Here is an 11,450-nt window from a genome sequence, read left to right as displayed (position 1 = left end):
GAAAGCGGGTGTTCTAGGGTATGGCAAGCACCGAAATACAGTTTAAGTCATTGACTCCAATTCTGCGTATATTTGACGTGAAGAAGGCCAAAGAATTCTACTTGGATTATTTGGAATTCACGCTGGATTGGCAGCATGGCGATGAGGATTCCCCCATCTACATGCAAGTTTCAAAGGGAGACTGCATCTTGCATCTTTCTGAACACCATGGCGACTGCTGCCCTGGAGCAGCGCTGAATATCGAAGTGCAAGGAATAGAAGCCTTGCATGCGAAGCTTCTAGCCAAGAACTACAAGTATTTCCGCCCAGGCCTCGAAACGACCCCTTGGAACACCAGGGAGATCTCAGTCATTGATGGCTTCGGGAATAAGCTGAATATGTTCGAGAGACTGACGTGAGCAAGGGCTTGCTCGCTTGCGGCGAGCGTAGCGAACGCGGAACCGGCGAACGTAGCAGGGCGGAACGGGAACGGGAACCGGAATCGGAATCGGAATCGTAATCGAAACCGGAACCGGAACCGACCATATTTCTGGGCAAACGGAACTAGGATACGCTATTTGGAGGCAAAATGGTCATATTCCCTGGCAAAGGGAACTAAGGTACGTTATTTAGGGGATTCCCCCTCAATATCATGCTTCTGGGATCAAATAGAGGACTCCAGTTCCGTCTCGCACCTGATTTAGCCGAAATCTGCGCGAATAGCGTATCGTAGTTCCCTTCGTGTTACGCATGAGCCTCTAAGACCACCTGAGGCGGTGGTTTTGGAGGTTTTTTGCTTGCGCAGTGGACTGCCAAAACCAGTTCCCTTATTATGGTAATATGGTGAAGGGGATGAAATTCCTTTTATTCAAAGGAGGATTATAAATGTCTGAAAACTTAAGCCAAGATATACTGAAAGAGCTCAAGGAGATAAATCAGAAACTAGATAAAATGAATGAATCCAAAGGATTGTCACTGCCAATGAAAATCCTTGCATTATGTATTGGATTCGCAGTAATTGGACCTCTGATAGTGATCTTGTTGTCTCGACTGCTTTTATAGCGGCTGATAGCCATACATAAGAAGGGAAGAGTTGATAATGAAATTTCTAAGCAATTCTTTATACGGGGGTTATGCGGTTATATTGGCTGTCGTCTCAATTTTCACCCGAGAAATCGTGACTTTTATTATGCTGGGTTTTGTTTTCATGGCACTAATCAATATAAACGCTACGCTGCAGAAGATACTCAAGAAAATGGATAAGTAGCATTGAACTCTAAAATAAAACTAATTAAAGGAAGTGTAAATCATTGGAAACAAATTCAACACCAATCATAAATGAAGATCCACGGGGACTTTCGGGTTTGGGAGGGTGGTTGATCCTTGTTCAAATCGGAATTTACGTTACAATGGTGATGTTTATTCTTCAGTTTGTCACGTACACGCTTCCCTCCTTCCAACCTGAAACATGGCATAGGTTAACATCTGTTGATTCTGAGAACTATCATCCGTTATGGGGACCTATTTTAGTGTTTGAAATGCTTTATAATGTGCTCGTTTTCTTTTTCTGTCTCTTTATATTGCTGAATATGTATCAGAGAAAAGCAAGATTGCCGCGGCTAATGATCATCTTTTACAGTACAAGTCTAGGCATTGCAATCGTGGATACCTTGCTGCTTAATATGATTCCGTCCATTCGGGATTTGGAAGAAGTAAGCAGTCTTAAGGATGTTTTTCGTGCTGTGGTTGCCTGTGCGATCTGGATTCCTTATTTTATTACGTCGGAAAGAGTGAGGAATACGTTTGTGCGATAGCCCTGAGGCTAACGTTCCGAGAACTGTATGCTATAATCAAAAAGGAGCCTTGCAAGGGCTCCATGTCCTAGGAATAGACGTCCTGTGCAAAGGGAAACGTCTATTTCTTTTTTGTTTTGCGGCATCGGCACATTAGTCAGTCTCACCTACTTTGGCAATGATGACTTTAACGCCTCGGCTTTCGATTTCTTCTATCGCTTCGATGGTCGCTTCTTCATCTGTAATTAATAGATCAATAGGTGTAATAGGAGATAACTTGGCGAAGGCGTCGATTCCTAATTTCTCATGCGGAGCTAGGCAGATTGTTTTTCTCGAAATTTCAATAGCACTTCTACCGAGGCTTGCTACTTCTGGAGTGGCGGTACTGATCCCGTTTTTGGATATTGCTCCGCCCGTAATAAAACAGAGGTCCAACGAGAATTGCCGGATAAAATCATAAGCCAGAGCATCTGTAATGTTACCAGAAGCTTTCACCTTGCCGCCGACCAGATAGGTGTCTATGTGCGGCCGTTCCTTTAAATGAGCTGCCACATTTATCGAGTTGGTAACGACGGTGAAGGGGAATTCGGGCAAGTATTTCAGCATGCCAAAGTGAATGCCAGCGCCAGAAATAAAGACGGTATCTTTCGCTTGAATGAAGGAAGCACCTTTCCTAGCAATCGCATTTTGAAGAGGTGTACCATCTCCTGTGCGCGTTATAAGTGTTTCGGCCGTTGGTGTGTTCCGCACTTTTGCAGCGGGTACTGCGCCGCCATGTGTCCTTTTTAACAATCCCTTTTCTTCCATCAGGGAGAGATCTCTTCGAATCGAGTCAATGGACATTTCAAAAACATCAGCTAACTGCCATTGAACAACTTGAAATTGTTCCCATACTAGGAGTTAAGAAGCAGCCTTGTCTGGCTGCTTTTGTTGTCCTGATGCGAAAGAGCTCCCACCAAAGCTATTGACATAACATTATCCTAAACCCAATATGTATTTATATTCATTTTAATGTATAAATATACGAAAGTGGTTAAGGACATGCTGCCTATTCCCAAGTCCCGGTCATTAATGGATGTTGTGAGAAGTACCACCCTTGTCAGGCAATGGCTGATTTAATGACCATTTATGAGGTAAAAGGTACGTTTGAAGGTATTACGCTGACCTATGTGGGGATTCATAATAATGTCGTTAATTCGCTGATAGCAGGTTGTGTTACTTTGGGTATTCGCCTTTTATTGGTAACGCCAATCGTGAACGAAGCATCATGGGATGAAGCGCTGATGGAGAATGCTTATCAGAGTGGATATGTGGAGAACATGAATTATATATCCGAGGCTATACCAAGGACTGATTTTATTTATACGGACACCTGGGTGGACATGGAGAATTATCAGAATAGCCATTATCAAGAAGAGAAAAATAGAAGAATTCAAACGATGATGCCTTTTCAGATCAATAGGAAAAATCTAGCCGGCTGCTCTCCTTACATCATGCATGATATGCCTGTGAATCCGGGCTTTGAGATCGAAGAGGAGCTAATTGAATCAGAAAAGTCGATTATCTATCAGCAAGCGGAGAATAGGCTGCATGTTCAAAAGAGTTTATTGCTTCATTATTATCCGCCCATTTCCCATGATTGAGCTCGCGGCGGACAATCAAGAAAATTTTAAATACATAAGAACCTTACATTTAAGGAAAAACTAAACAATGCTGACAACCTAGAATGGGGAGGCTTCATCAATGAAGCAAGAAGAAATGATCATGGCTAAGAAAATAGAACACAGTAGATTACCTTCTGGTGAATTCACGCCCCTGACCTTTACAAATATATGTTATTTAAGAAAAAGACAAGGTGCAATTGCGTGTCATGCACTTCTCTCTGTGTAAGCGGGGGTATTTGTGGTCAAGGGACATAAAATAGAACGGCTCCTATGGAGCATAGCGCTTCCTGGTTTCGGGCAATTTTTGAATAAGAAATACTTGAAGGGTGTCGTATTAATTGCACTGGAAGTTTTGATTAATGTGCAGTCCGATTTAAATGTCTCGATCCAAATGAGCTTCCAAGGGAATATTGCTGGAGCTATTGAGACGACGGATTATGAATGGCTGATGTTCTACCCTTGCGTGTATATGTTTGGGATTTGGGATGCGTATCGCGATGCGGATGAAAAGGAGCAGCCTCTGTCTTTCCTGCCTTATGTGAGTGCGGCTTTTTTTGCAACGGTTGGTATGATTTACTCGCCCTACTTCTTGGGCCCTGTTTGGTTGTCCTTGTTGTTCTGTTTCGTAGGTGTAGGCATAGGTCTTCTTCTCAAAAAAATACTCCTCCGATAGGAAATAGCTCCCCAAAGCGGTCGCTGACTTCGAGTGAAGTCCTTGGCGGCTTTTTTTGGGAGAAAATTGTCGGAAATTTTACAAAGTCTGGAACGAAACAAAAGAAATCTCTCTCTCGTCTAATGTATGTACAAATATGGGAAGGGAGGGTTATTCTGGTGAAAAATGTGGTATGGAGTGTACTGCTTACGGGGTGTATGAGCTTGATATGGCCAGCTGGCCAAAGTTTCGCATCCGAGCAAACGGTGAAAGTAACGCTGCCAACATTCGCGGTCAAGTTAAATGGCAACAATGTCGATAATCAAACACGGGAATATCCGCTTCTGGTGTATAAGGACATCACTTATTTTCCGATGACGTGGTACGATGCCAGGCTTCTGGGATTGGAGACGACTTGGACAGTGCAAGATGGTCTTAGCGTAACCAAAGGAAAAGTGACATCCTCCTATGTGCCATACCTGTCCGGTCATCCAAATGCCAAAAGCAGCAAGGCCAGTATTCCTGAGTACGCCATGACGATAAATGGGTTGGCTGTGGATAACTCCAAAGAAGATTACCCTTTGCTGAGCTTTAACGATGTTGTGTATTTTCCTCTTACTTGGCATTATGCTCATGATGAATTTGGTTGGGACTATGCGTGGGATGATGCGGAGGGACTTTCCATCACTTCTGGCAATCCGCACATGGAAGCTGTGAATCTTCCGGTATCTTCAGGTGAGAGCAGCGTGGCGATTTTCCAAGATCACTATTATTATGTGGAAACGACGGGGAGCACGAACCAAGTGATTCGAGTACCCGTACAAAACACCACGAAGAAAGAGGAAGTCTATTCCTACGAGCCAGATTCCAAGTATGGCATTAATAAAGACGTTAAATTTGAGATCAGAGATGGAGAGCTTTGGTTTTCTTATCATACGGGTGGAGCGATCATGGGATCAGATAACTATGTCAAAGTAAACGATGCTGGCAAAGGGAGCTTAGAGCAGCGGGGTTATCTGGATTTTAAAAAGACGTCGAAAGGCACCCTGCTTATCCAGCAGTGGGTCCCTCCCGGTGGAGATAATTTGCGGGTTGTCCCATTGGGGAAAGAGTACAAGGATGGGATTCAGGCAGGGGACTCTAAGCATATCTATGGATGGTATGTCACCGCGGGTGAAGGCACAGGGTTCAGCAAGGACCAGTCCACGACAGTCATCGGAGACGATATTTATGTACTGGCCTCTTCATATCCGGTTACCACGAGTGAGTTAAATCAGATACACAAGATTAATCTTATAACCAATGAAACTACCAAATTGATGAATGCCGGAGTCCGTTATTTTAAAATCATCCATAACAAGCTCTATTATGTGAAAGATGCCGATCATAACCTATACGTATCCAACATGGACGGGACCCTTGAACAGAAGGAATCGGACAATAAAGTGGCTGGATGGTTTGATGAAGTGGATGGTCATATTTTCTATATTTCTTTGGACGCCAAGGGACAATCCAATCTTTACAAGGCCATCCCCAATGGCGAAGATAAGCTGATTTTGAATGAACCGGTGGAAAGCGTACAAGTCGTTAATGGTAAAATTGTGGCCAAACTTGCAGCCGGGGAAGCGTATGGGCTTAAGATTATAGACAGTGAGGGCAAGCTTGATTTGGCTGTAGCTGATCAGGTTTCGGACGTAAATGTCTACAACGATGCGATTTTGATTAGATCTACGAAGGACAACGTAATCAGAAGGATTGCTGAATAGTGACACAGAGGAGGAGATGACCGCAGGGTGGAAATCTTTGATACGCGTGGATAGAAACATGGGTGATCAGGGAGAAACTAGCCCATACGGCAGCTCTTGCGAAATGATAAAGAACCTTACACACTGTTCTCACAGGAGTAAGGTTCTTTGGTTCAGGACTAGAATACCTTGGTCGTCCAGGATTCACAGTTCCAGGTCTCTGTCACAACGTCACGATAAAATTCCGGTTCGTGGGAAATAAGCAGAATGCTTCCCTTATACGCTTGCAGCGCACGTTTCAGCTCTTCTTTGGCATCTACGTCCAAATGGTTGGTAGGCTCATCGAGCACGAGCAGGTTGGTTTCGCGGTTGATCAGCTTGCATAGACGGACCTTGGCTTTCTCGCCGCCGCTGAGCACGGCAATTTTGCTCTCGATATGCTTGGTGGTAAGCCCGCATTTTGCGAGCGCCGCGCGTACTTCGAACTGGGTGAACGAAGGGAACTCGTTCCAGACTTCTTCGATACAGGTGTTGTAGTTCGTATCTTTCATTTCCTGTTGGAAATAACCGATGAAGAGATTCTCACCCTTTTGAACGGTGCCGGACAGTGCTGGGATTTCGCCTAGAATGCTGCGCAGCAGCGTCGTTTTCCCGATCCCGTTGGCACCAACAAGGGCAATCTTCTGACCGCGTTCCATGCGGAGATCAAGTGCTCTGGAAAGAGGATCGCCATAACCGATAACAAGCTCCTTAGCTTCGAAAATCAGTTTGCTGGACGTTCGCGCATCTTTGAAGCTGAACTGAGGCTTCGGTTTCTCCTTAGCCAGCTCGAGGACTTCCATCTTATCGAGCTTCTTTTGCCGGGACATGGCCATATTCCGTGTGGCAACACTCGCTTTGTTGCGGGCTACGAAATCTTTCAGCTCGGAAATTTCTTGCTGCTGACGTTTGTAGGCCGATTCATGCTGCTGCTTTCTCATTTCATGAACCTGTTGGAAATGCTCGTAGTCACCAACATAACGGTTTAATTCCTGATTCTCCATGTGATAAATCAAGTTGATTACGCTATTCAGGAACGGAATGTCATGGGAGATGAGGATGAAGGCATTCTCATACTCTTGCAGGTAGCGTCTTAACCATTCGATATGCTGCTCGTCGAGATAGTTGGTAGGCTCATCGAGGAGCAGAATGTCCGGCTTCTCAAGCAGGAGCTTGGACAGCAATACTTTGGTCCGTTGTCCGCCGCTTAAATCATGGACATCTTTCTCGAGTCCAATATCTGTAAGCCCCAACCCGCGGGCTGTTTCTTCGATTTTGGCATCAATCATGTAGAAATCTTGATTCGTTAGCGTATCTTGAATCGTTCCTACATCTTCAAGCATCCGCTCGAGCTCTTCGGGCGACACATCGCCCATTCGGCCGTACATATCGTTCATTTCCTGCTCCATATCGAACAGGTATTGGAAGGCGCCCTTCAGGACGTCGCGGATAGTCATGCCTTTGTTCAGCACGGCATGCTGATCCAGATAGCCAACGCGCATGCGCTTGGACCATTCGACCTTCCCGTCATCCGGCTGAAGCTTGCCTGTGATGATGTTCATGAAGGTAGATTTCCCTTCACCGTTTGCGCCGATGAGTCCGATATGCTCGCCTTTGAGCAGACGGAAGGAGACATCGTTGAAGATGGCGCGGTCTCCGAAGCCGTGACTTAATTTCTCTACGTTTAATATGCTCATGAATGACACCTTTTCTTGTGAACTTTTTTCAATCCTTAGCTTTATTTTAGTATAAACGATATGGCGCTAACAACTCCCAGATGAAAGAAAAAACCGACTCCGCAGAGTCGGCGTATATTTAGCCATTGATTTAGGTATTTGTTTAGGCAATCGCTGCCAAGTAATCGTCCAGTTGATCGAAGGTTCCGCCGAAGCCTTGGCGCATGCTGTCGAACATGCCGGCGAAGAATTGTTTTTCTTCGTCTGAAGCATCGAGGGGGCCGCCGCGAAGCGTAACCTTTGTTTTGCCATCCAGTTCTTCAAACGTTAATACATTAAGAATCTCCAGCGGAAAAGCAGCGCTAAATGCTGCGCGGGTAACATTGCCTTCCTCATCGGAAAAAGAATTCGTGAAAACAAGCTTGTCAGAGGGTGAAATTTCACGATAGTTAAACAGACCCCACATGATCTGACCATCCGGTGTTGTCATGCTGTAATGAAAGGAGCCGCCAGGACGCAGGTCTAGACTGGCTACTTTTAATGTTAGTCCCTTGGGCCCCCACCATTTCTCCAGGTGTTCCGCCTCGGTCCAAACTTTAAATACAAGCTCACGGGGAGCATTGAAGATGCGTGTAATTTCTAATTCTTGGTTAGCTGGGTTGGTGTTCTCGGACATGATCGATTCCTCCAATTAAGATAATGGTTATAAAGATGGATTGCTGTCTCTCGCATACGGCGAAAGGTGTTCAGATGCTTTGAAACATGTGGCTGACGGAGCTCAAGTCAATCAGCAGATTTTCCCCAACCGTCAGGGGCCATTTCGCAAAAATTCGACAATATGCAATCGGTTAGGCTCGGCAGAGCGCTTATCGTCGAATTCATGTTTATAATATACCTTCACGGGAATATTCCTGTAAAGGAATATTTAAGTGTCGAATGGAATGGAGCAGAGAAGTAGGTAAACAGGTAAACAAGTAAACAGGTAAGCAACCCACCCACCCACCCACTCACCCACCTACAATTTGCATCGTTATCAGTATTACCGAATATGGGGGATTTATTTGGTGCAGCAAGAGTGGAAGTAGAATGAATTACACTCTCATTCTACGTGTTATGGGCTAAACGCTAGCTAGTTGTTGGTACATGGAGTGGGAGAGGTGGTGGACGGCGGATGAAATGTGCGTTGAGAGAGAATAGGAACGGAGGAGTATCCAGACGGAACGACGATTCGGTAGTGGGACAAAGTGAAGATTTCATTGGATTTAATCCAATGACTTCGCTTTTTCTTGAGCGAAAACTCGGTTTGATTGGATTTTTTCCAATGGAAAGTCCCGAAGTTGGCCCATGGAGAGCCATTCTAAACCAAATGATTGGAGTAAATCCAGTGGAAGGTGGATTAAACGGCTTATACGCAAGGTTCATTGGAGTAAATCCAATGAACCTGCTACTTCTCGAATGAATTACATTTGTGTGCCCAAGTGACTGCCAATGTGTGTGGCAGAAGGGTTAGCTAGTTGTTGGTGTGTGGAGTGGCAGAGGTGGAGGAGATCTGGGTAAGTCGCTGAGTCGGTAAGCTGGAAGCACAAAAGCCGCCAGAGAGGCGGCTTTGTATTAACGAAGCGCAGCGGGCAGAGCGTTCAAATTTCTTTGAATCTGCGCCAAGTGGATATTGACATGTCGGATGAAGCCTTGGAACAAGTCGGCAGCGGAGACTTCCTTGCCGTTATTCAGCCCTTTGTGCTCCCACTGCTCCGGCTTCAAACGTTCGTAGTACCGCGCATTGTACGCAAGGATTGCGTCAAAAGCCAACAGAATTTCCTCGAACGAGGATTCGTTGGCTCGCGAGCTGGCTACCCAAGCATCCTGATCATACAGGATGAAATCTTGTGCCTGCTCCGCGACTATTTTGCGGATGCGCACGGAGTGGACGAAGCTGGAGTCCACGAGATGAGCGACGACCTCCTTCACGCTCCATTTCTCTGGAGCTGGCTTCCAGGTCAACTGGTCCTCCGTTAAGCTAGTCGAGATTTCACGAATTAATTGGGATGTCTCCCGGTAATTGTCTACCTGCTGCAAAGTCGTCTCACTCATGTTCTATACTCCCCATTCATCAAAAAGCTCAGCGGTATGTTCCCCTTTTAGAGGGGGCTGGCGATAAATTTGAAAATCATAACCTGACAGCTTCACCGGATAGCCAACGGTCGTTGTCCGTGTCTGGTTCGGCAGCTGAAGCTCATGAAGAAGCCCGCTTTCGGCGACAGCCTTGTCGCTAAGGATGTCCTCGAACGTATTAATCGGCGCGCAAGGCACGCCTCTGGCGTCGAAGAGCTCCAGCCATTCGCCAGCTGTTTTCGAGCGGAAGACCTCCTGCAGAAGGGCGGCCAGCTCCTTCTGGTGACGGGCGCGCAGCGTTTGATTCACGAAGCGCGGATCATCGGCCAGCGCCGGCAGCTCGGCGACGGCGCAAACTTCGCGCCACAGCTTATCGTTGCCGGCGGCAATGACGAACGGCTTATCGCTGCCGTGATAGCCCTGATACGGGGCATTGCGCGGATGAGCGCTGCCCAGTCTTTTGGGGGCGATACCATTGCCATAGTACTCGCTGGTTTGAAGGGCGGAAATGCCCAGCACGCTGCCAAGCATGGAGCAATCGATATAGCTCCCAACGCCGGTTTGCGAGGCTTGATGAATAGCCGCGACGACCGAGTAGGCGCCGTACAGGCCAGCGACGAAATCGGCGACAGGTACGCCGCATTTCACAGGCTCGCCTTGTTCTTCACCTGTTACGCTCATCAGGCCGCTGATAGCTTGAATGGTGACGTCGAAAGCGCCCTTCTGCGAATAAATGCCTTCTTGCCCGTAGCCGGAAATCGAGCAGTAGACAAGCTTGGGGTTCGACTTCACTAACGCGTCATAGCCGAGACCGAATTTCTTCAATACGCCGGGGCGGTAATTTTCCACGATGACGTCGGCTTTGGCGCATAACGCCTGTAGCCGGGCAAGCTGGTCCGCCGATTTGAAATCCACAGCAATGCTGCGCTTATTGCGGTTCAGCGAACTGAAGTTGGAACTGTAGGCTTCTCCATCCTCGTTGCTGAAAAAAGGCGGCCATTCCCGCATGCTGTCCCCCACATCGGGCCGCTCCACTTTCACGACATCCGCGCCTAAGTCGGCGAACAACAACCCAGCGAAAGGCCCAGCTGCAATCTGGCCAAATTCCAATACTTTGATGCCGGCAAGAGGTCCTTGCTTCATTTGTGACATGTTCGGTTAGCTCCTCTTAGTTAGAAGGTGTTTGGGTAGGTGGTTAGCTGTAAATCGGTGAAGCATTATCGTGTTTCGTCACGACATCGCGCGAATCGCCAGTCGCCACATCATGGATATGGCGGGGCTGCTTGCCAATATCGGTGCCGTAGATATGCACGGTTATAGCAACTTCATTGAACGGATTCGCGACACCGTGGATGTCATAATCAGGCGGATAGACGAAGGAAATATCGCCTTGCTTGGCTGTAACTTCCGAAACCTCGCGGATGGTGTAGCGGGGTTCGGCTGCTTCGCCATGATCCTCGCGGCGGTACCTCTTTTCGACAACGGCACCACGGTAGAGACCAACGAGGCCCCAGACGAGATGATCGTGCACTGGAGCAACCTGACCGGCTCCCCAGATGAAAGCAATGACGGAGAAGGCTTCATTCGCGGGCTTGTATAGCAGATACTGCGCGTATTTAGTAGGCAGCGGTGCTTGATATTCACCGGGAATCAAGTGATCGTTCAAGAGAAGCTTTTGAAGATACGGTTTCACATGATCAATGATCGTTCTGTAGTCGGAATGCTGCGCCAAGATAGATAGAACATCGGTTTCCAACTGTTTCAGTTCATAGGTTTCGCTCACGTTTGCT

General features: G+C 46.9%; 13 protein-coding genes and 2 pseudogenes. 9 read left to right on the top strand and 6 right to left on the bottom strand.

All coding sequences use genetic code 11. From position 1 onward, the window contains the following. Window positions 1–20 precede the first annotated feature (20 nt). From HQN90_RS20645 to HQN90_RS20630, 4 genes are all read left to right on the top strand, one after another. Window positions 21–398: a glyoxalase superfamily protein gene (locus HQN90_RS20645; protein WP_173222156.1), complete on the top strand. Its 378-nt coding sequence runs from the start codon at window positions 21–23 to the stop codon at window positions 396–398. A 466-nt stretch (window positions 399–864) separates the two neighbouring features. Then, the gene (locus tag HQN90_RS20640; protein ID WP_173222154.1) at window positions 865–1,041 is read left to right on the top strand and encodes a hypothetical protein; all 177 of its coding nucleotides are present in this window, start codon (window positions 865–867) and stop codon (window positions 1,039–1,041) included. Between the two features lie 37 nt (window positions 1,042–1,078). Further along, window positions 1,079–1,246 carry a hypothetical protein gene (locus tag HQN90_RS20635; RefSeq protein WP_173222152.1) on the top strand — a complete coding sequence of 56 codons (168 nt, stop codon included), beginning with the start codon at window positions 1,079–1,081 and terminating at the stop codon, window positions 1,244–1,246. A 43-nt stretch (window positions 1,247–1,289) separates the two neighbouring features. Beyond that, window positions 1,290–1,793, top strand: coding sequence for a DUF2569 domain-containing protein (locus tag HQN90_RS20630; RefSeq protein WP_173222150.1), 504 nt, complete (start codon window positions 1,290–1,292; stop codon window positions 1,791–1,793). 132 nt (window positions 1,794–1,925) lie between these two features. On the opposite strand, the pseudogene HQN90_RS20625 reads toward HQN90_RS20630, so the two are convergent. After that, window positions 1,926–2,651: pseudogene (locus HQN90_RS20625) on the bottom strand (DeoR/GlpR family DNA-binding transcription regulator); the annotation flags it as partial. A gap of 176 nt (window positions 2,652–2,827) precedes the next feature. Between HQN90_RS20625 and HQN90_RS39380 the strand changes: the two are divergent. The 5 genes and pseudogenes from HQN90_RS39380 to HQN90_RS20605 all read left to right on the top strand — a co-directional run. Further along, window positions 2,828–2,893, top strand: a pseudogene (locus tag HQN90_RS39380) (hypothetical protein); the annotation flags it as partial. Continuing rightward, window positions 2,879–3,415: a Rossmann-fold NAD(P)-binding domain-containing protein gene (locus HQN90_RS20620; RefSeq protein ID WP_338042359.1), complete on the top strand. Its 537-nt coding sequence runs from the start codon at window positions 2,879–2,881 to the stop codon at window positions 3,413–3,415. The pseudogene HQN90_RS39380 and the gene HQN90_RS20620, both read left to right, overlap by 15 nt. 100 nt (window positions 3,416–3,515) lie before the next feature. Next, the gene (locus HQN90_RS20615; RefSeq protein WP_173222146.1) at window positions 3,516–3,662 is read left to right on the top strand and encodes a hypothetical protein; all 147 of its coding nucleotides are present in this window, start codon (window positions 3,516–3,518) and stop codon (window positions 3,660–3,662) included. A 12-nt stretch (window positions 3,663–3,674) separates the two neighbouring features. Beyond that, on the top strand, window positions 3,675–4,109 hold the full coding sequence (locus HQN90_RS20610; protein ID WP_173222144.1) for a hypothetical protein: 435 nt from the start codon (window positions 3,675–3,677) through the stop codon (window positions 4,107–4,109). 158 nt (window positions 4,110–4,267) lie between these two features. Then, on the top strand, window positions 4,268–5,854 hold the full coding sequence (locus tag HQN90_RS20605; protein WP_338042358.1) for a DUF5050 domain-containing protein: 1,587 nt from the start codon (window positions 4,268–4,270) through the stop codon (window positions 5,852–5,854). Window positions 5,855–6,012: 158 nt separating this feature from the next. Here HQN90_RS20605 and HQN90_RS20600 read toward each other — a convergent pair whose 3' ends face one another. From HQN90_RS20600 to HQN90_RS20580, 5 genes are all read right to left on the bottom strand, one after another. Then, window positions 6,013–7,569, bottom strand: a complete 1,557-nt coding sequence (locus tag HQN90_RS20600) for an ABC-F family ATP-binding cassette domain-containing protein (protein WP_079414755.1) — start codon at window positions 7,567–7,569, stop codon at window positions 6,013–6,015. A 142-nt stretch (window positions 7,570–7,711) separates the two neighbouring features. Beyond that, window positions 7,712–8,224 (bottom strand): SRPBCC family protein, encoded by a 513-nt coding sequence (locus HQN90_RS20595; protein WP_173222140.1) that lies wholly within the window; start codon window positions 8,222–8,224, stop codon window positions 7,712–7,714. Between the two features lie 935 nt (window positions 8,225–9,159). Further along, window positions 9,160–9,639, bottom strand: a complete 480-nt coding sequence (locus HQN90_RS20590; RefSeq protein WP_173222138.1) for a DinB family protein — start codon at window positions 9,637–9,639, stop codon at window positions 9,160–9,162. A gap of 3 nt (window positions 9,640–9,642) precedes the next feature. Continuing rightward, the gene (locus HQN90_RS20585; RefSeq protein WP_173222137.1) at window positions 9,643–10,812 is read right to left on the bottom strand and encodes a CaiB/BaiF CoA transferase family protein; all 1,170 of its coding nucleotides are present in this window, start codon (window positions 10,810–10,812) and stop codon (window positions 9,643–9,645) included. Window positions 10,813–10,855: 43 nt separating this feature from the next. Continuing rightward, the gene (locus HQN90_RS20580) at window positions 10,856–11,443 is read right to left on the bottom strand and encodes a cysteine dioxygenase family protein (RefSeq protein WP_173222135.1); all 588 of its coding nucleotides are present in this window, start codon (window positions 11,441–11,443) and stop codon (window positions 10,856–10,858) included. Window positions 11,444–11,450 lie beyond the last annotated feature (7 nt).

This window comes from Paenibacillus alba (assembly GCF_013204855.1).
Taxonomy (GTDB): domain Bacteria; phylum Bacillota; class Bacilli; order Paenibacillales; family NBRC-103111; genus Paenibacillus_E; species Paenibacillus_E alba.
The sequence above is the reverse complement of the archived record's forward strand: the minus strand, read 5'-3'. Positions and strand labels throughout refer to the sequence as shown.